This window comes from Streptomyces sp. NPDC044033, from assembly GCF_056434425.1.
In genome coordinates, this window is record NZ_JBWKFF010000001.1 from 564,703 (window position 1) to 583,049 (window position 18,347).

Annotated in this window: 19 protein-coding genes, 1 tRNA gene and 1 pseudogene; 9 read left to right on the top strand and 12 right to left on the bottom strand. The window is 68.7% G+C overall.

Annotation, left to right across the window (positions count from 1 at the left end; genetic code table 11):
* Positions 1–119 precede the first annotated feature (119 nt).
* Positions 120–617 (top strand): protein kinase domain-containing protein, encoded by a 498-nt coding sequence (locus AC07AB_RS02455; protein ID WP_478558725.1) that lies wholly within the window; start codon positions 120–122, stop codon positions 615–617.
* A gap of 105 nt (positions 618–722) precedes the next feature.
* Here AC07AB_RS02455 and AC07AB_RS02460 read toward each other — a convergent pair whose 3' ends face one another.
* The 3 genes and pseudogenes from AC07AB_RS02460 to AC07AB_RS02470 all read right to left on the bottom strand — a co-directional run bounded on the left by AC07AB_RS02460 (position 723) and on the right by AC07AB_RS02470 (position 2,195).
* Positions 723–1,040: a holin gene (locus AC07AB_RS02460; RefSeq protein ID WP_478559707.1), complete on the bottom strand. Its 318-nt coding sequence runs from the start codon at positions 1,038–1,040 to the stop codon at positions 723–725.
* A 28-nt stretch (positions 1,041–1,068) separates the two neighbouring features.
* Positions 1,069–1,314, bottom strand: a pseudogene (locus AC07AB_RS02465) (peptidoglycan-binding protein); the annotation flags it as partial.
* 626 nt (positions 1,315–1,940) lie between these two features.
* Positions 1,941–2,195, bottom strand: coding sequence for a hypothetical protein (locus AC07AB_RS02470; protein ID WP_478558728.1), 255 nt, complete (start codon positions 2,193–2,195; stop codon positions 1,941–1,943).
* A gap of 441 nt (positions 2,196–2,636) precedes the next feature.
* On the opposite strand from AC07AB_RS02470, the gene AC07AB_RS02475 reads away from it, so the two are divergent.
* The gene (locus tag AC07AB_RS02475; protein ID WP_478558731.1) at positions 2,637–3,185 is read left to right on the top strand and encodes a DUF1062 domain-containing protein; all 549 of its coding nucleotides are present in this window, start codon (positions 2,637–2,639) and stop codon (positions 3,183–3,185) included.
* A 328-nt stretch (positions 3,186–3,513) separates the two neighbouring features.
* Here the strand turns inward: AC07AB_RS02475 and AC07AB_RS02480 are convergent, their stop codons facing one another.
* Both AC07AB_RS02480 and AC07AB_RS02485 read right to left on the bottom strand, forming a co-directional pair.
* Positions 3,514–3,912: a peptidase inhibitor family I36 protein gene (locus tag AC07AB_RS02480; protein WP_478558734.1), complete on the bottom strand. Its 399-nt coding sequence runs from the start codon at positions 3,910–3,912 to the stop codon at positions 3,514–3,516.
* 217 nt (positions 3,913–4,129) lie between these two features.
* A complete protein-coding gene (locus AC07AB_RS02485) occupies positions 4,130–5,086 on the bottom strand; it encodes a quinone oxidoreductase family protein (protein WP_478558737.1) in 957 nt (318 codons plus the stop codon).
* Between the two features lie 130 nt (positions 5,087–5,216).
* Between AC07AB_RS02485 and AC07AB_RS02490 the strand changes: the two genes are divergently transcribed.
* Positions 5,217–5,645 carry a MarR family winged helix-turn-helix transcriptional regulator gene (locus tag AC07AB_RS02490; protein ID WP_478558740.1) on the top strand — a complete coding sequence of 143 codons (429 nt, stop codon included), beginning with the start codon at positions 5,217–5,219 and terminating at the stop codon, positions 5,643–5,645.
* 93 nt (positions 5,646–5,738) lie between these two features.
* On the opposite strand, the gene AC07AB_RS02495 is transcribed toward AC07AB_RS02490, so the two are convergent.
* Together AC07AB_RS02495 and AC07AB_RS02500 are read right to left on the bottom strand one after the other, a co-directional pair.
* Positions 5,739–6,116: a winged helix-turn-helix domain-containing protein gene (locus tag AC07AB_RS02495; protein WP_478558743.1), complete on the bottom strand. Its 378-nt coding sequence runs from the start codon at positions 6,114–6,116 to the stop codon at positions 5,739–5,741.
* On the bottom strand, positions 6,113–6,607 hold the full coding sequence (locus AC07AB_RS02500; RefSeq protein WP_478558745.1) for a hypothetical protein: 495 nt from the start codon (positions 6,605–6,607) through the stop codon (positions 6,113–6,115). The genes AC07AB_RS02495 and AC07AB_RS02500 overlap by 4 nt, the downstream gene beginning before the upstream one ends.
* Before the next feature lie 454 nt (positions 6,608–7,061).
* Here AC07AB_RS02500 and AC07AB_RS02505 point away from each other — a divergent pair, with 454 nt between their 5' ends.
* Positions 7,062–7,196, top strand: coding sequence for a DLW-39 family protein (locus AC07AB_RS02505; protein WP_003958712.1), 135 nt, complete (start codon positions 7,062–7,064; stop codon positions 7,194–7,196).
* A 120-nt stretch (positions 7,197–7,316) separates the two neighbouring features.
* On the opposite strand, the gene AC07AB_RS02510 is transcribed toward AC07AB_RS02505, so the two are convergent.
* Positions 7,317–8,756: a serine/threonine-protein kinase gene (locus AC07AB_RS02510; RefSeq protein WP_478558748.1), complete on the bottom strand. Its 1,440-nt coding sequence runs from the start codon at positions 8,754–8,756 to the stop codon at positions 7,317–7,319.
* 30 nt (positions 8,757–8,786) lie between these two features.
* Positions 8,787–9,332 (bottom strand): helix-turn-helix domain-containing protein, encoded by a 546-nt coding sequence (locus tag AC07AB_RS02515; protein WP_478558751.1) that lies wholly within the window; start codon positions 9,330–9,332, stop codon positions 8,787–8,789.
* A 118-nt stretch (positions 9,333–9,450) separates the two neighbouring features.
* Between AC07AB_RS02515 and AC07AB_RS02520 the strand changes: the two genes are divergently transcribed.
* A tRNA-Ala gene (locus AC07AB_RS02520) sits at positions 9,451–9,523 on the top strand.
* Between the two features lie 588 nt (positions 9,524–10,111).
* Here the strand turns inward: AC07AB_RS02520 and AC07AB_RS02525 are convergent.
* A complete protein-coding gene (locus tag AC07AB_RS02525; RefSeq protein ID WP_478558753.1) occupies positions 10,112–11,353 on the bottom strand; it encodes a cellulose binding domain-containing protein in 1,242 nt (413 codons plus the stop codon).
* Between the two features lie 661 nt (positions 11,354–12,014).
* Between AC07AB_RS02525 and AC07AB_RS02530 the strand changes: the two genes are divergently transcribed.
* Both AC07AB_RS02530 and AC07AB_RS02535 read left to right on the top strand, forming a co-directional pair.
* Positions 12,015–13,253, top strand: coding sequence for a glycosyltransferase family 2 protein (locus tag AC07AB_RS02530; RefSeq protein WP_478558756.1), 1,239 nt, complete (start codon positions 12,015–12,017; stop codon positions 13,251–13,253).
* A 37-nt stretch (positions 13,254–13,290) separates the two neighbouring features.
* Positions 13,291–13,488 (top strand): hypothetical protein, encoded by a 198-nt coding sequence (locus AC07AB_RS02535; protein ID WP_478558759.1) that lies wholly within the window; start codon positions 13,291–13,293, stop codon positions 13,486–13,488.
* Positions 13,489–13,721: 233 nt separating this feature from the next.
* Here AC07AB_RS02535 and AC07AB_RS02540 read toward each other — a convergent pair whose 3' ends face one another.
* Complete coding sequence (locus AC07AB_RS02540) at positions 13,722–15,308, bottom strand: FAD-dependent monooxygenase (RefSeq protein ID WP_478558762.1); 1,587 nt, start codon at positions 15,306–15,308, stop codon at positions 13,722–13,724.
* Positions 15,309–15,358: 50 nt separating this feature from the next.
* On the opposite strand from AC07AB_RS02540, the gene AC07AB_RS02545 reads away from it, so the two are divergent.
* Complete coding sequence (locus AC07AB_RS02545; protein ID WP_478558765.1) at positions 15,359–16,081, top strand: TetR/AcrR family transcriptional regulator; 723 nt, start codon at positions 15,359–15,361, stop codon at positions 16,079–16,081.
* Positions 16,082–16,090: 9 nt separating this feature from the next.
* Here the strand turns inward: AC07AB_RS02545 and AC07AB_RS02550 are convergent, their stop codons facing one another.
* On the bottom strand, positions 16,091–16,654 hold the full coding sequence (locus tag AC07AB_RS02550) for a hypothetical protein (RefSeq protein ID WP_478558768.1): 564 nt from the start codon (positions 16,652–16,654) through the stop codon (positions 16,091–16,093).
* 347 nt (positions 16,655–17,001) lie between these two features.
* On the opposite strand from AC07AB_RS02550, the gene AC07AB_RS02555 reads away from it, so the two are divergent.
* Positions 17,002–18,051: a DUF4190 domain-containing protein gene (locus AC07AB_RS02555; protein ID WP_478558771.1), complete on the top strand. Its 1,050-nt coding sequence runs from the start codon at positions 17,002–17,004 to the stop codon at positions 18,049–18,051.
* Positions 18,052–18,347: the final 296 nt, after the last annotated feature.

Below are 18,347 nucleotides of genomic sequence, written 5' to 3' on the forward strand. Positions count from 1 at the left end.
GGTTTTGTTTCCCCTCCTCCTAGCTACTCACCCCCCCCCTCTGCCCCCCCCTCCCCCCCCCCCCCCCCCCCCCCCCCCCCCTCCCCCTCCCCCCCCCCCCCCCCCCCCCCCCCAAGGCCGTGGCCGACCTCCATGCCGGCGGCTGGCGGCACGGCGACCTCCAGGAGGAGCACTTCATCCTCAACGCTTCCGGGGCCACCCTGCTGGACTTCGCCATGGCCCATGCCCCCACCCGGCGCCCCGGCAGCGGCCCGGTCATCTACCGAGGCGCCTACGACTGGTTCATGTCCCCCGAGCTGGCGCACGCCCGCCTGACCACCACCCCGGACCAGGACCTGACGCTGACGTACGCCTCCGAAGTGTGGTCGCTGTGCGCGGTCATCTACGCCTGCTGGACGGGCACCTACCCGATCAGCTCGAAGGACACCACGCAGACCACCCCCGACCTCCGCAAAGAACTCAGCCTCGGTCAGGTCAAGCCCTGGGACGCCGTACGGCCGTGGCCCTTCGCGGCTTTCGAGGACATCATCACCAGCGGCCTCCAGCTCGACCCTGCCAGCCGCCCCGACGCCCGCGAACTCCAGCACGCCCTCCAGCGACTCAACCAACTCCGGTAGCCCGCAGCGGTAACCTCGCCGATTCCGGAAGACCCCTCCGGACATGACGAAAGCGCCCTCCCTCCCGAAGGAGAGCGGGCTGAGCGGTGCAGGTGTTGAAGCGGGTCAGCTGTTCCCGGCCGGGTCGACAGGCCGATGGTGATGGCGACGCTCGTGCGTTCGATCGTCATGACCAGAGCCTGCGGAGGCCACCGGAAGGGCCCCTAACGTCCGTCTAACGGAGCCGGGGTGACGCGGCGACTGTTCCTCTCGGCCGCGCCAGCCTCGGGGGTTGAACCCCCGCATACGCGGGGAGCACCCTCCGTGACCTGCGATGTTATGCGGGTCGGCAGTGGCGTTCGCGCCGAGGACGGCGAGGACGGACTGGGCGAAGGTGCGGATGGTGCGCTCGAACGTGGCCGTCCAGAAGGCAGAAGTACCAATGTGGTGATCCCTATCTGTGGGGTTGAGGTCAGACCGCGGGGACGCAGAGCTTGGCCCACGAGGTCGCGCCGGGCGTGCCGTCGGCGTCGCGGCCGGAGTAGCCGAGCTTCCGCTGCCACGCGGCGTACGACTGCCGGTCGGCCTCGGACCAGTTGGGTCCGGGCCCGACGGTGTACCGGCCGCAGCCCTCGGCAACCAGGCGGCGGCCCACGGCGGTGATGACCGGTCTGTGGCGGCCGGTGGTGAAGAACCCGGTGCCGGGGAATGGCTCGTACGCGGACGCGCTGCCGCCGCTGCCTTCGCCCGCCCACTTCCGCAGCGCGGGCCGGTCGGCGAAGGCGGCCACGTTGGTGTCGAGGGGCCGGTCGGTGTGCTGGTGGAACATCCACTTCGCCGTGATCCGCGGATGGCCGGCGGCGACGTAGTCCGCGATCCGCAGGGCGTCACCGGGCTGGCTGGTGGTGTCGCGGTGCTTCCAGTAGTCGAAGTTGCAGTACAGGCCGACGTGGTGATCGCTGCTGCGCAGCCGCTTCACCTCGGCGTGGAAGTGGTCCTTGCGGCGCACGAGACGCGGGGGCCTACCCAGTCGGCGAACAGCGGATCACTCGCGGCGGACGCGCACTTTTCGACGAAGCACGCGGGCTGCGCCGCAGGAAGTGGTTGAAGCCCGCCACCAGACGGGAGTTGCGGGCGTGTGCGGCCTGTCCTGCCATCTTCGAGTCTATTTAGGACGTGCCCTCGGTGGCCTTGTCGGACGCGAAGTCTCGGTCGGCGGTGCGGAAATCGTCGGTTGGTAAGAGATGACGTCGACGCCATTGACGGTCATGGATGCCCCCGGGCAAGAGAAACGCCGTCCGGCGCGGTGCGCTCGGGCGGCGGTGTCGGAGTGGGACAGGGCGGTCAGATGGAGGTCTTGGTCTCGCTCACCAGGGAGCTGGCGATTCTGTAGTCGCGGTCGGTGGGCAGGGCCGCGGCGAATGCCTGGGCGGCGGCCTTGAGTGCGGCCTCGTTCTCCTGCGGCGTGAGGTATGCGTAGCCGCTTACCTCCCACGTTTTGACGGGTATGTCGTGGGTGATGACGGCCGTGCGCACGGCGTTTATTTCTTGGTCTTTGGCGCTCGAAACGGCGACTTCGGAGCGAACGATCTCAGTCATGGGGTGTGTTGCCTTTCTGTTGTGTGGTCAGGCTTCGGTCGCTGTGTCGGTGAGGGATGCGAGGAGTCAGCAGCTCTTCGCCTCGCGGAACTTGCCTAGCGCGGCTGTGAGTTCAAGGTCGTCCGGGAGGTAGTCGAGCATCTGCTCGGCGAGCTCGGGGAACGGCCGACTGACCGCCAGGAGATCGTGCGGGAGATGATCTTAGGCGAAGTCCCGTACGGCTTGAGCGGTCGCGTGGGCGGCATCCGGGGGTGGGGCGCTGGAAAACCAGTGGAAGAGCGCCGCTGTGCGCCCTTACCGTGCTGCCGAACCAAGTCGTCTGGCAAAGGACGTGCCGTTGTACACCCTGTGAGTCCTCCCGAGCGCTGAATCGTCGCGCGTCGCGCATGTGCGCCGCGCTCCTTTTTGCTGCGGACTTCTCACTGAAACCGGTGTACTTCTGTGCTCAAAAGCTGGGTGGTCGCGCCCACTTGCCTACCGCTCGTACTTCGCCGTTGCCACTCCTGCGCGTCCGGGCGCTTCCGGGCGAGCGGTAAATTCCGCGTCAACGCCAACCACAAGCTCATCGACGCCTGGCTCCTCGCGCTCTGTACCGCTTGCGGGGAGACTGCAAAGTTCACGGTCCTGGAGCGGGTGAATGTGCGCTCCGTACGGCCTGAGCTGCTGGACCGGCTGCATGACAACGACCCTGGCCTGACAGCTGAGCTGCTCCAGGACCCGGGCGTGCGACGCCGTAATCACATCGCCCTCGACTGGCGCGACGCCTGGCGCCTCGAAACCGGCGGATCGGAACACCTGGACCGGGAAGTGGTCGATGTCGCGGTCCGTTTTGCGGCGCGGATTCCTGTCCGGCCGGTACGGCTGATCGCTGAAGGATGCGGTCTTTCGCGGGCCGAGGTCGAGAGGCTGATCGCGGAGGGGAGAATCATTTCGGCAGCCCGGCTGAGCGGCAAGCTCTCCGGCGACTTCACCTTCATGCTCAAGCGCTGAGCGCTGCTCGGGGCCAGTGGCCTGTCCGGCACGATCCGTCGGGCAGGCCACTGGTGCCCTGTGCGGCAATTGCCGCACAGGGCAGATCACTTTGACGGGTCGGGCGGCCCGTACACCGTGGATGGTTCGTCGCGTGCCGGGCTGGTTCCGTGCCGGAGAGCCGTGCAACGACGACTACGGCCGGATTCAGTTATCAGTAAAGGGGGTTTGGGCCCCTCGTCCGCCTCCAGCACGGGCACTGATTCGCCGGATCAAGCGCTGCTCTCTGGTGGTTCGGAGTTGCTTTCGGTCTCGCCGCTGAGCCCTGACCTAGGCTGAAACCGGGTTGTCAGGGAGTTCTGCCGATACACACCAGGTCGGCCTTGTCATTGCGGTGGTCCCCAGAGCCGACTGACCACTTCTGGCCGACTTGTACGTCGTCCAGCCAGGTCCAGGAGCTGCCGCTCCAGTTGTACATGTGGACCACGTGCCCGCCCCTGTTCCACACCGAGCTGATGCGGTCGTTGAACGGCGGGTTCATGGTGCCGAGGTTCCAGCACGCGGCGCTGGGCGCTCGCCACATGTCGCCGTTGCCATTGGCGTTGGAGAAGTAGCACGAAAAACCGCTCGGGCAGCGGTCATAGCCGCTGGCGGCTGTCGCAGCGGGGGCGCTGGTGGCGGTCGCGCCGAGGGCCAGGGCCGTTGCCGCGAGGGCTAATACCGCTTTGCGTCTGGCTTTCGAGTTCACCGGGTGCTCCTTGGACTGCTCCGGAGACGGGCGCTGTCGCCCCCTCTGACACAGACATCACGCCACCTCAGTGGTTGAACCAGCAAGCTTATTTTCCGCCGTTGGCGATGTGGCTGCTGTTCGCTGTGGTGAGTGGGGCGGGTGGGAGGGTTGTGCCGCCGTGCGCCGCGTGCCGGCTCGCGCGGTGGCCCAGGTCACGGCCCCTCCCAGTCGGACGTCAAGGCAGCAGGACCACGCGCGTGCCGGTGGGGGTGGAAGCGGCCCATGCGGTTTCGGCTTCGCTCAGCGGCAGCGTGACCGTATCGATCGTGAGGCCGGCCGTGGGGAGGCGGGCGGCGAGGTCCTTGTGGGCGGTGTGGATATCGGCGGGCGAGACGGAACCTTGGCCGCTGCCGCGGAAGTCGATGTTGGTCTTGCGCAGGGCCGCGCCGGGGAGGGTGATGTTCGCGCCGGCCATGGCGCCGACGTGCACCCAGCGCAGCCGGTGGGCGGCGTCCGCACGGGCGGTGGCGAGGGCGGCGAGGGCGGTCTCGGTGGGGTGGCCCCACAGGTAGTCGACCACGACGTCGGCGTCCGCCGCCGTCTCGGCCAGGCGCCGGGCGACGGTGTCGCCGTCCGCGGTGAGGGAAACGGTGTGATCGGCGCCCAGGACGGGCAGTTTGGCCAGGGCTTGCGGGTCGCGTCCGGCGGCGGTCACGGTCTTCGCGCCGAGGAAGCGGGCGAGTTGTACGGCCATCTGTCCGGCGTTGCCCGTGGCGCCCAGGACCAGTACATTCTCGCCGGGCTTGAGCCGCGTGCGCTGGGTGAGGGCGAGCCAGGCGGACATCGCCGGGTTCATCGCCCCGGCCACCGTGGTGTCGTCGACTCCGTCCGGCAGCTCGACCAGGGCGTCGGCGGGGACGGCGACATATTCGGCCATGCTGCCGTTGGGGGCCTTGAGGCCGCCGAAGAAGACTCGGGTGCCGTCCTCGGCGAGCCCGACGCCGTCGAAACCGGGGACCAAGGGCAGGGTGTTGTCGCTGGTGTAGTGGGTGCCGGCCGCGCCGGACCGGACGCGGGGGTGCAGGCCCGCCGCCAGAACCTTGATCAGTTTCTCGCCGTCGGCGGGGCTGGGGTCGGGGAAGGGCTGGTAGCGGGGCGGTTGGCCGAAAGCGGTGACGACAGCTGCGTACATGGGGGACTCCTGAAGGGGAGCGATTGTCCTGGCGGTCGGATTGAACCAATCTGCTTAGTCACCCATACTATATGGGTGCCTTAGTTTCTGCCATCGGGGCCGGGCGGGCGCGGTGAACGAGGAGGAGCGCATGGACAAGGGCCACGGCGAGGGCCTGGCGCTGGCGGATGCGCTGGTGCAGCTGTCTTTCCGGGTGCAGGCAGCCGTCGAGCAGGCGTGCGCCGAGCACGGCACCTCGCCGGGGCAGGCCCGCCTGCTGGGCGCATTGGAGGGGCGTACCCCCGCCATGACCGAACTGGCCGCTCTGCTCGAAGTCGAGCGGGCCAGCGTGACCGGGCTCGTGGACCGGGCCGAGCGACGTGGCCTGGTGCGGCGGGTGGCGGTGCCCGGCGACCGGCGCGCCTCCCGTGTCGAACTGACCGAACAGGGGCGGCAGATCGAGGCGGCCTTCCGCGCCGATGTCGCCCGCCGCCTTGAGGCGCTGACCAGCGGCCTGCCGGCTGCTGAGCGGGCTCGGTTCGGACGGACCGCCGGTCGCATACTCGCCGTCGAGACGTAGCGGTATAGCGGCTGTAGTGGCGTGTGGCGTGCGTGGCGGCCGCTTGCTCCGCTTGCTGCGTGCCGACCTGTACGAGATCGGCGGTGGGGCGGGTCAGCGGCTGTGCGGCTGCGGCTCGCCCGGCGGGGTCTGGACGGTCGCGCTGGCGTCCCGGGCGGCGGAGACGATCTCCTGGAGGGCCGTGACGTGCCGCGTCAATGAGAGCCGTCCCTCAGGAGTGAGGGCGAGCCAGGTGCGCGGCCGCTTGCCGACGTAGCCCTTGCGGATCTCCGCGTATCCGGCGGCTTCCAGGGCCGACGCGGCCTTGCTCAGCACGGAGTCGGACACCTGGCAGTGGTCGCGTACCACCGCGAACTCGGCTTCGGCGCAAGCGGAGAGGAATGCCGCCACGGCCAGCCGGGTGGGGTTGTGCGGCGTCTCGTCGAGGGCGGGCCCCTGTGGTCTCCGAGGCCCCGGCGGATCGGACGTCACGCCGGGCCCCGCAGTTGCCGCGTCTCGCGCAGTCGGCGGCTGATCGCGATGTTGCGCCAGGTGAACCCGGCCCAGAAGCCGAGCCCGAGGGCGATGGCCAGGACGGCGACGACGACGTGCGCGCTGCCGCCGAGGGCCGCGCACGCGCCTCCCAACAGGCAGGAAGCGACGGAGTTGGGGAGCAGGATGGTGAGTATCCGCTCTCTGCGCTCAGCCTCGGAGGGCTCGTGGTCAGGCGGTATCACGCCCCTCCTCCGCCGTGCGATCCGCCTGAGCGCGAAGGCTGCCGGCGCGGCCAACGGCAACGCGACCCATAGCTGGATGACGACCTTGCCGGACTCCAGGAACCGTTGCGCGAGGATGACGTAGATCGCGATCACGGCGCCGGCCGCCGGGCCATACCAGGCGGGCACGGTACGGGCCTGGAACCGCGCCCGCGTCTGGGCGTCCTCGACGCCCTGCAGGGCACGCGTCGCGGCTTCGGGAGACAAGGGCGACGCGGAGGAAGTGGGCGCGGGGCGCGGGGGACGTGTGTGGTGGGGGCGGCGGGGTGGTTCCGGTCGGCTCTCCGCCGGTGGTGTGCTGCTCCATCAAGTGCTCCCGAGTCCTCGGCCGGAATCTCCGCCAGCCTCTTCTTTCCACCACGCCATCTATTTTCCAACATGGAAAGTGAGCGCCTGTCGTGAGCATTGGCAAATGCGGGACGCGGGCTGGTCTGGCATGTGCATTTTCAATTGCGCCTCCTCGGGGAGCGGGAGGGCGCGGGCTCGGGGCCTACCGGCCCCAACCGCCCTGACCGGCCTGTACGGGAATTCCCGGGCGCGGCCGATTCATTTTGTACGGAGGCGCAGTTGACGGAGGACGCAGGTCACCGATCGATATCGGGTGGTGTGTATCATCGGCCACCAGAAGGTCCCCTACGTCAATGAAAGACGAGGTCGCGCGGTGAAGAAGCTTCTCCTGGTCGCCCTGGCCGCCATCGGCGGTCTCCTCGTGTACCGCCAGATCCAGGCGGATCGCGCCGAGCAGGATCTGTGGACGGAGGCGACCGACTCCGTGCCCGCAGGTTCGGGTGTGTGAGCCGACTACCCCGGACGGGGCCCTGATCGCTGAGGCGATCGGGGCCCCGTTTTCGTTGTCGGGGGGAAGGCCGCCCTGTATGTTATTTGCTCGCGTGAATTGATTCGTTGCTGGTGTGAATCAGCTTACGGAGAGCGCCCAGATGCCGACGGCCAGGCAGAGCAGCGCGACGATCACGACCGGGACCGCGACCTTCGGGGGCGGTCCCGGTCGGTGGTTGCGGGCGGCCGCGTGCCGGTAGGGAGTGGCGGGGCGCGGCGAGGTGTACGGGTGTGTGGGGGGATAGGCGGGCGGCAAGGGGGCCAGGGGCGTATGGGGCGTATGGGGTGCGTGAGGCGGGGGCTGCGGCGACGGCGTCTGGGGGCCGCCCGTAAGCGGGCCTGGTGAGGGGTGCGCCCCGGGTGCGCCCTGCCGGCCGTACGGGCTGTGAGGCTCGTACGGACCGGGCTGAGGCCGCGGGGCGTTGGCGGTCCGTGGTGACTGCTGCTGTGGCGACGGCGGGTCACCGGCGGCCCGACTCGCCTGCGCGGTGGTGGAGCCCGGCATCGGAGGCTGGAAGCTGCCCGTATCGGACATCGCGGGCCCCGGCGCGGCGGAACCCGGTGTCGCCGCATCGCCCCCCGGCCTGGCTCCGGCCCCCGCCGCTGCCCCCGGCTCCGTCCGATCCGTCCGATCCATCTGTTCCGGCCCGACCGGCCCGAACCCCGAGGGCAGCGGTCCGAGCTGGTCGAAGACCTCGATCACGTCGTCGTCGAAGCCGGGTTCCGGCAGCAGTTCCACCGCCGCGGTAAGGGCCTTCCGCGCCCCCGTGGCCGTACGGAACCGGGCGTACGGGTCCGGTTGCAGCAGGTTGGCGATCACCTGCCACAGCGGTTCCGGCACCTCCGCCGGGGCGTTGGGTATGCCGTGGTCGAGGAAGAGCTGTACGAGGGCCTCCGCGTCCGGTTTGCGGCCGGTGAGCAAGTACAGGGAGACGAGGCCGACCGCGAAGAGGTCGGCGGGGAAGTCGGGTTCCTCGCCCAGCATCTGCTCCGGCGCGAAGTAACCGGGCGTGCCCATGACGAAGTTGGTGTCCGTGAGGCGCGGTTCGCCCTTGCGCATCGCGATGCCGAAGTCGGAGAGCCGCAGATGCGGGCGGCCGGTCCCGGTCGCCTCCAGCAGGATGTTGGCGGGCTTGATGTCGCGGTGCACGACCCCCTCGTCGTGGACCGCCGCCAGCCCCGACAGCAACTGGTCGAGCAGGGTGCACACGAAGGCCGGCGGCAGCGGACCGTAGTCCCCGATGAGATGGGCCAGCGAGCCGCCGCGCACCACATCCATGGTGAACAGCACTTTGTCGTCGTCGGCCGCCCAGCTCATCGGCGCCAGTACATGCGGATGATCGATGCGTAGCGCCTGTTCCCGTACGAATCTCAGCAGGGTGTGCGCGTCGCTCTGCTGCAGTACCTTCGCTGCCACGTACCGCCGTCGCCGCTGGTCCCACGCGCGCCAGACGGCGCCCACGCCGCCGCGCCCGATCGGGTCGACCAGCTCGTACCTGCCGGCGAAGACCTCACCCATCGCGCTGTGCCCACCCCCACCTCGGCCCGGTCAGCTCTGGTGCGCCTCATAGTGCGCTACCGCCTCCGCGGTCCGCCCCGCGCCGTACACCCTCAGGAACTCGGCGAGTTCGGGGTGGGAGGTGCTCAGCGTGTCGGCCGCGTCGATGATGTCGCCGGCCGCGGCCACGGAGCGCAGCAGCGACTGGATCTCCCGCACCACGCGCCGTACGGTCGGGGCGCCGCTGCTCGCCGTGGTCTGGGTGGTGTTCAGTACGGAGCCGCCCGAGGTCTTCTTGACCTCCTCCATGCGGTCCGCGGCCTCGGCGGCGCTGACGCTGCCGTCCGCGACCTGGCTCGACAACTCCTGGAGCGCCTGCACGCGTTGGACCACAGCCGGGTTGCCGATCTTCGCGCGCTGACCGCTCATGAGCTGGGACAGCATCGGCGCGGAGAGGCCGAGCACGGACGCGAGGCGGGCCTGGTTGAGGCCGAGATCGTCGATGAGACGGCGGAAGAGCGCCCCGAGCGGCTCCCCGTACCAGCTTCGCTGTAGCTCTCGTGCGCGGGCGGTGGCTTCCTGCTGTGCTGCGTCCATCTCGCTCTCCCCTTCGCTTCGCTGCCGCGAATCTTGCGGTGCATCCTACGGAGCGCGGTACGCGCGAGCGATACCCGGTCGGGAACGACGTCCGGTACCCGGTACCCTGGTCAGGGACGGGGCCTTAGCTCAGTTGGTAGAGCGCTGTCTTTGCATGGCAGATGTCAGGGGTTCGACTCCCCTAGGCTCCACTTACAAAATGCCCTCTGAACTGCGGGAACGCCGCTTCGGAGGGCATTTTTCGTGCCCACTGGCGGGCGCACCGGTGCCCACTGGAAGTGATCTTGTCTCCCCCGTGGATCCCCTGGGGTCTGCGGAGCGTGGGGACGTCGCAGGAACCGGCAGGCGTCCGCATTGGCCCACCGGACCGCATTGGTCCACCGGGCCCGCTTCGAGCCGGAGACCCGGCTGTGGGCTCTGGCGCTGTCGATTCTCGAAGCGGACACGGAGCATCTGGGCATAGCGGAGCATGTTGGCCGACTCGATGTCCTTCACACGGCCGGCCTTGACTATCCGGGCATGCTCACTGTCGCGCGGCTGCGCAGGGGCGGCGTTCCGTTCGGGTAGCGGCTGCCGGTCACGATGTGCGCCATCTTCCCGAGTGGGGGCGGACGCGTTGGTCGCCACGGTGGCGCCGAAGACGTACGAGGGGCGGGGCGTGCCGTTCCTCCCACGAGCCCCGTCCTGCGAATCGGCCGGCGAAGTCGCCTGCGGGGCGCCCAGCCCAGGTTCCGGCATGGGTCCCCTGGGAAGGGGACCTCATCCCACGGATCATCCGCTCAAGCCTGAGGGACAGTGTTCACATGGTTGATGCCGGCGGCATAGAAGCCGTCGACGGCCTTGTTGACCTCGGTGAGGGAGCTGGTGCGGTCGGCTTGGTAGTAGAGCCAGTTGACGCGCATGTCCCAGGTTCGCCGGCCCTTGAACGGCAGGTCGATGAACCAGGCGCTGAAGTGGACGTCCATGTGTTCCCGCGGGAAGTACTTGCCCTTGTGGCTGAACAGTTTTTGCCCGTCCACGAAGTAGGTGACCGTTCCGTCCATGGCGGTGATCATCATGGTGTGCCAGCCCGTGAGGTGCTCTTGCTGGGTGCGGGTGGCGCGGTCTCCCGGCTTGCCGTTGCCGCTGCGCCAGCTCGTGGTGTCGAGGCGGGGGCCGGGCGCTCCCCATCCGCCATGCGGCATGTACTCGTAGTCGAGCTCGCTGTACTGGTGTGACTTGTCCGCAGGGGAGATCGTGAAGAAGGACTCGTTGAGGTGATCGCCGTTGGGGCCCTTCACGGGCTTGTCGCTGAAGTAGACCCGGGCGGCGATGGTGCCGGTGAAGAAGTCGGGTTTGACGCTCTGGAGTTCGGCCTGTTTGGTGCCCTTCTTCGTGCCGTCGGTGGCAGCCCGGATCTGGAGCACCTGGCCGCCCTTGGCGGTCGACTCGGCCGGGAAGGTGATGCCGTCGGCCGACCAGGTGTCGTGGATGCCGGGGCCGCCCCCGCCGCTGCGGGCCTGCCAGCCGTTGGCGGTGAACGCGGGGTCGTCGGGGCCGGTGTAGTGGAAGTTGTCGAAGACGACCCCTGTCGGCGATGCGGCCGGGGATGAGGGCGGGTTCTCGCCCGTGCCGGCGGCGCCGCTCGGTTCGTCTCCCCAGGCCAGGGCACCCCGAAGGTAGGCGGTGACCAGCTTCGACGGCGCGTAGTGGGACGCCTTGGCGTTGAACGAGCGGTCGTTCGCCTGGTTCAGCTTTTTGTGGTCCAGGCGGTAGAGCTGGAGGCCGATCCCCTCGCTGGTCCCCCCGGGTTTCAAGTCCCCCGCTCCCGCACCGAAACCGACCTGGACGTAGTGGGTGGCGGAGCCGCCGCCCAGCGCGCCCAGCTTCTGGGTGACGTTGCCGCATCCCTTGCTCGTCTGGACACAATTGGTGCCGTAGGCGGCGTCATCCGCGGTGAAGTAGTAGCGAAGGGTCACATCGCTGAGCGGGACGGTCTTCTTGGAATTGTTGATGACTTCCAGCCAGGGTTTGGCCGTCACCGCGACAGCCGGTCCGTCGGTGCGATATCGGACCGTGAGTTCACCGGTCCCTGAATCGTCGCTTCCGCTTGATCCACCGGTTCCACCAGGGCCCCACTTGACGTAGGCCGCAGCACCGATGGCTATGAGTATGGCCATGACAAGTATTGCTTTGGTCATGCCACCCCCGCGGCGGCGGGGGCTGCGATGAGGGCGACCCATTGAAGCTCCTTGATGTGCTGCGAGGAGCGGCGTCACCTGCTGGCCCTTCACATCGCATTCACGACTGACTCACATTCTGCGTCATCGTAACCGTGATCTGCGGGAACATATAAGCAATAAAATTGCATATATTTATGTCCGATTCCTATCTTGTTCGTCCGATGTGCCCGGTTTATCCGATCTTCGTGGTACATCTCGGCGTCAACTAGGTCGGGAAATCGGGACACAGGGTGCTCTTGATCACTCTTTTATATCTTCTTGCTGTGTTGATATATCCGTTTTGTTCTATCCATCCGGGCGTAAATGTCGCAATTCTTCACGCGTGCACCTGCTGGGCGCTGCCGACCTACCCCAAGCGGGAAGTAGGTCGTTCAATTACCTGGGTTATCTTCTCGCTGTGCTTTCACAGGATCAGCACAAGATGTGGGTCATGTGAGTTCAAGTTGAGTGGGGGAGAACCTTGTCGGGCACTACTGCGCGCCGCGCACGGGCCAAAACCGCGCGTTCATCGCGCGGTCGGCGCCGCAAGGGCCGTGTCCAGGTCCAGCGTGTCGAAGCGGTCGGCAGTCGGCACCGCAGGGGGCGTGTCTCGTTCGACGAGCAAGCTGATACGGCCGTCTATGACACCGTCATCCTTGTTCCGGCGCGTAACGAGGAAGTCGGCGTCTTAACCTCCCTGAAGTCCCTGGCCGGTCAGAGCCGACGCCCCGACCTGATCGTCGTGGTAGTCAATAACTCGACCGACCGCACCGACGAGTTCGCGCGGCAGTTCGCGGACGATGAGTCCACGCCGCACACGGTGGTGCTGAATCTGGAGCACAACCCACACAAAAAAGCGGGTGCTCTCAACTACGGACTGCAATGGCTCAGGGAGTCCGTCGGGGGGCGGCTGACCAGTAAGGTGCGGCACGTCCTGGTCATGGACGCCGACACTGAACTGCACCCGAGGTTCATTGAACGCGCCCGCAACGTCCTCGCCTCCGACCCGGACCTGGGGGGCGTCAGCGCCGCCTGCCTCGGCCGCACCGGTCTGTGGCGCAACCCGTGGCAGCGGTACCTGCTCGGCATGCAGATCATCGAGTACGGCAGGGCCGCCAACACCCGCTACCGGCAGGACGTGCACACCATGTCGGGGGCCGGCTCCTTCTATCGGAGCGAGGCGCTCCAAGGGCTCCTCGACTGGCGGGGGCAGGTCTTCTGGGAGGACCACCGGAACCTGGTCGAGGACTACGAGACCACGCTGGCGCTCAAGGAGTCCGGTTGGAAGATCACGGCCAACCAGCTGTGCATCGCCTACACCGACCTCATGCCCACACTGCGCGAGCTGATCCAGCAGCGTGAGCGGTGGAGCCGCGGCACGGTGGACACGCTGCGCCGTCGTGGCTGGACCAAGTTCACCTGGCACTCGATCAGCACCATGATTGTTGGACTCATCGGGTCCGCCTACATCCTGGGGTGGGGCTCGACCCAGCTCGTGCGGAGCGTACTGCGCGGCTTCACCCACTACCCGGTGCTCCTCCTGCTGCTGCTCGCCTTCTGGGTCGTCTATCCGGCCCTTCGCGTGCGGAACCTCGGCTGGAAGGCGATGCTCGTCGAGGCCCTGCTACTTCCCGAGTTGGTCTACACCGTGGTGCGGACGCACTGGCTCGTCTCGTCCATCGTGAAGTCATACGTGACCCGCGTCTCCGCGTGGAAATGACCGCGGCAGCAACTGCAGAGAAGAATCAAGGAGACCAATGAACTCCCTCAAGGGCTTAGGCGTCTGCGCGGTGCTCGCGGGCATCGCCTACGCGTTGACCCGGGTGGCGGACACCGACACCCTGTTGCTCTGGGCCACCCTCGGGATCGTCGCCATGTCGCTGATCACCTATGCGGCCTCCGTCAGGCGCCGCCGGCGAGACCATCGCATCGCGGGCGAAAAGGCGCCGTCGTGAGCTCGCCGCGGCGCGGCTGAGGCCACGGTCACAACACAGCCGGGGTACGGGCCGGCCGGGCCCCTTCGCGTACGCCCCGAGCCGGACGCGTCGGCCTCTCCCCGGCGAAGGGCACGGCCCTGGACTGAGACGGGCTGTCAGCCGGTCATCGGCGCTGCCCCGGCAAGGCCGTCACCGCGCCTTCGTACCCAACCGGATCAAGGCCATCAAGGCTCCCCTCATACCCGACCCGATCACGAAGGAGCGCCGGCCCACCGGTGCAGGGTGGCTTCGAGGTCGGTGATGGCGTCGGCGTCGGCGGTGTCGGAGGCCCAGGCGACCACTCCGTCCGGGCGTACCAGCACCCCGGTCGGCGTCGCGTGGTCGTCCGGCACGCTGCTCACTCGACCGCCCCAGGCCGCGGCGGTGCGGGTGAAAGCGCCGTCCGGAGCGCGGTCGAGCAGGAGGAATCCGCCGTCGTGGCCGTGGTCGGCCAGCCGGGAGCCGTCCCTCAGCCACAGGTCGGGGGCGGACCGGCCGATCAGTGGATGGTCGCCGGGCAGGTCGATGCGCTGTGCGACGCCGGAGATCTTCTTGACCGCGTGGGTCGCGCCGTCGCGAGTGTTCAGCAAATCGGCGACGACCTCCCGCAGCGCGGCCGACTTGGCGTCCCCGCGCAACACCCCGATCTGGGCCCGCGTCCAGTCCAGCACCCAGGCGCCGAGGGGGCGGCGCTCGGCGTCGTAGGTGTCGAGCAGCTCTTCGGGCGCCCATCCGGCGACGACGGCGCCGAGCTTCCAGCCGAGGTTCATCGCGTCGCCGAACCCGAGGTTGAGCCCCTGCCCGCCGAACGGCGAGTGCACGTGCGCGGCGTCGCCGGCCAGCAGCACCCGTCCCGACCGGTAGGACGCGGCCTGGCGGGCGTTGTCGCTCCAGCGGGTCGCGGTGCCGCGCAGCGCGGTCAGCGTGACGTCGGTGCCCGAGACCCGGCGCAGGCTGGCCTGCAACTCCTCCAGGGTGACCGGCGCCGAACGGTCGGCGGGCGGAGGTACGAACTCCACGGTGACCACTCGCCCGGGCTGGGGCCCGTAGCGGTACGCGCCCCGGGGCGTCCACCCCCATCCGTTCGCGAGCATCGACGGGTCGGCGAGGTCGGCGAGCGCCATGTGCCCGGTGAGTTCGGGGTCGGTACCGGGGAAGTCGATGCCCGCGAGGCGGCGCACGGTGCTGCGGCCGCCGTCGCACCCGACCAGCCATCCGGTACGCACCGTGCCGACGGTGCCGGTGCCGACGCTGGTCGTGCCGACGAGTACGCCGTCGCCGGTGTCTTCGAGCGCGGTGACCGCCACCCCGCGGCGCACCGGAACGCCGAGCCGCGCGAGATGGTCGGTCAGCAGTGCCTCCAGCTCACGCTGCGGGACCATGCGCGCTCCGTCGACCGAGGTGTGCGCGGCGAGGTCCGCATCGGACCAGTCCACGAGGTCGGCGTCGAGGACCATTCCCGCGAAATGCCCGGTGAACCGCTTATCGGCCGCTCGCCGGCCGCCGTCGGACTGCCGGTCATCGGGCTGCCGGTCGTCGGATTTGCCGACGACCGGCCCCACCCGCTCGAACACCTCCCGCTGCACTTGTTCCGCGGCGGGCAGCAGGCCGCGGCGGTCGAGCGCCTCGGCCGTCGGCACGTTGATCCCTCCGGCCTTCATCCCGTCGTCCGGCTCGGCCAGCCGCTCCAGTACCTGCACCGTCGCCCCGGAGAGCGCCAGCTCCGCGGCGAGCATGAGGCCCACCGGCCCGGCTCCGGCCACGGTCACGTCCGTGTCCTGATGCGCATTCGTCGTCATGAACGCTGTTCTATGTACGAACGGCGTTCGTGTCAAGTTAGAATGGGCGGGTGAACCCGAGAGAGCGACGCGCGGCACGTCACCAGCCGCCGAACCCCGAGGCCGAATCCGCCCCCAAATCGCGGCGCCGCAAGGACCCGATCACCGTGGAGCAGGTCGTCGACACCGCGCTGGGCGTCATCGCCACGGAGGGCTACGAGGCGCTGACCATGCGCCGACTGGCCGGCGCGCTCGACACCGGCCCCGCCTCGCTCTACGCCCACGTGGTCAACAAGGCCGACCTCGATGAGCTGCTCATCGGGCGGCTGTGCGCCGGGCTCGTACTGCCCGAGCCCGACCCCGCGGACTGGCGGGAGCGGATCCGCGACGTGTGCGTGCAGATGCGCGACCAATACCTGAAGTACCCCGGCATCTCCCGCGCCGCGCTCGCCATGGCCCCCACCGACCTGGAGACCGTGCGCGTCAGCGAGGGCATGCTGGCGATCGTGCTCTCCGGCGGCGTCACTCCGCAGGCCGCCGCCTGGGGCATCGACGCCCTCTTGCTGTACGTGGCCTCCTACTGCCTGGAGCTGTCGATCGTGCGCCGCCGAGCGGCGGACGACGACGTCGCCTGGGTCTGCAGCCACGACGAACTGCTGCGCCGGTTCGCCGCCCTGCCTGCCGAGACCTTCCCCCACGTCACCCGCCACGCCGCCGAACTCACCGCCGGCGAGGGCCACGACCGGTTCGACTTCACCGTCTCCCTGATGATCGACGGCCTCGCGCGCCGCTAGACCCGTCGTCTAGGCGCTGTCGTCGCGGTGCGCCGGGGGCTCCTCGCCCGGCTCCGGCAGAGCTTCCGCGATCAGGCGGACGGCGAAGTCGGGGTCCTCGGTGATGCGGTTGATGTGCTCCGCGAGCAGGAAAGCGGTGACTTCCAGCGGAGTCATCTCCTCCTTGGTCCAGTAGCCGTACTGCTTGCGCCACAGGTTGGGGCTCAGCCCGGTGCCCGCGGCGATGACCAGCCCGGTCATCGTGGGGATGACCTCGGGACGAACGCTGATGGGCATCATGCGCATCGTGGCCACGAGGTTGGGCACCACGTACTCGATGACGTCCCGGTCATGGTCCTCGTAGGCCATCCGCAGCCAATTCATGAACATGTAGATGAGGGTGCACGCACCGTCCAGCACGGCATCGGCTTCCTGGGGACCCAAGGACGCGGTGAACTGATCCATCAGCGCCCGCTGTTCGGGGTCGGCCTCGGTCTTGCCGCCGTGCACGGTCTTGAGCTGGGAGTCGACCATCATGAGCGCCGCGCCCACATCGCCGGCGGGAGCGTGCTTGGGGTCGCAGGTCGATGACACAGAATTCCTCCTCGATCGACCGCGGAGGGTAGCGCGGTGCCTCCGTACCGTAGAGCGCCGATGAGGGGGAGATCCGTCGAATCCCCCAAAGGTGCGGCTACCCCGCGCGTTCGCATCACCGACCGACACCAGAGGTCAAGTTGGGCCCTGGTTCGGACACTTCGGGTCGGTTTTCCGCGCATCCCCGAACACGGGCCTCAATCAGGTTGTCCCCGCTGGCAGTTCTCGCCACCAGCCTCCCCGGGCCTCGCTGGGACGGGTTCGCACCAGGGTCGATAGGCAGGAAACGGTAAAAGTGGCTGGTAATGTCATTGACCCGTCAATTCACCTTGTATGAAGGACTTTTAGTGACCTTTCCCGCACCTTCCGGCGCCCAGAAACCCGGCGACCGGAGACCTGGTGGCCAAGGGTCCGTAACCCAGGAGCTTTCCGGCGAGGAGCAGACCAGCCCGGAGCAGGCCGATCCGGAGCAGGCCGATCCGGAAGCTCCCAGCCAGGAGGCTCCCAGCCAGGAACCGATCAGCCAGGAGCAGGTCGGTCAAGAACCGGTCGGTCAAGAACAGACCCGCCAGGAACATGCCGGTCAGGACCCCTGGGGTCCCCCGCCGCCCGGGCCGACCGCTCCGTACTGGCCGCCGTACCCGGCGCCGGCACCGCCGGCCCCCGACGCGATGGGCATAGCCGCCCTGGTGCTCGGCATAGTCGGCGTGTCCCTCGGCCTGACCATCGTCCTGTTCTGGATGTCCTGGCTTCCGGCTCTACTGGCCGTGATCTTCGGCGCCGTCGGACTGAGCCGCGCGGGCAAGGCGCCGGCAGCCAACAAGGGGATGGCGCTGACCGGCGTGCTCCTGGGTGCGGCCGGTCTGCTGGTCGCGGTCGGAGCCGGGGTGTTCGCCGTGGTGGCGGTGAAGGCGGAGGTCGACGACCGTCGCGCGAGGGTCGCCGCTGTGAAGGCGGAAGAGGCCGCGAAGAGGGAGAAGAAGAAGCAGGAGGAGGCGGCCAGGCACCTGTCGTTCGGCGAGGCTTATACGTTCGAGAACGGCCTGAAGGTCACGGTGGCCAAGCCGCAGCCGTACGTCCCGCGCGGCTATGTGCTCGGCCACGCGAAGGGGAACAAGGCGATCGAGGTGAAGATCACTGTCGTCAACACCAGCAAGGACCGGCTGCCGATCACGTCGGGGCTGCCCAGCGTCAACGACGCCGACGGGGCCTCCACGGAGCTGGTGATCGACGGAAGCGGCCACCAGAAGGTTCTCGACGGCTACGTGCTGCCCGGTAAGGAAGCCGTCGGCACGTACGCCTACTCGCTGCCGTCTGACGCGGCCGACCGGGTCGAGGTCGAGTTCACCCCTGATGCGGAGCAGTGGCAGGACTCCTACTGGTCCGGCCCCAACTGATCCGGCGGGCTGAACTGCCTCCGCATCCGCGCGTACGGTCCGGAAGCCCTGCTCCCACCCGCATCGGTCGAGAGCCTTGGCAGGTCGTGATCACGGCCGCCGCTCTTCACCACAGGCAGCGGCCGGCAGCGCGCTGACGCAGCGGACCCGCGGCGTTCCTCCGCGCACGGGGAGCAGCGAGACGCGCCTGTGGGGGGGGGGGGGGGGGAGGAAGGGGGGGGGGGGGGGGGGGGGGGGAAGGGGGGGGGGGGGGGGTGGGGGGGGGGGGGGGGGAAGTGGGGGTGGCGTTTGTTATT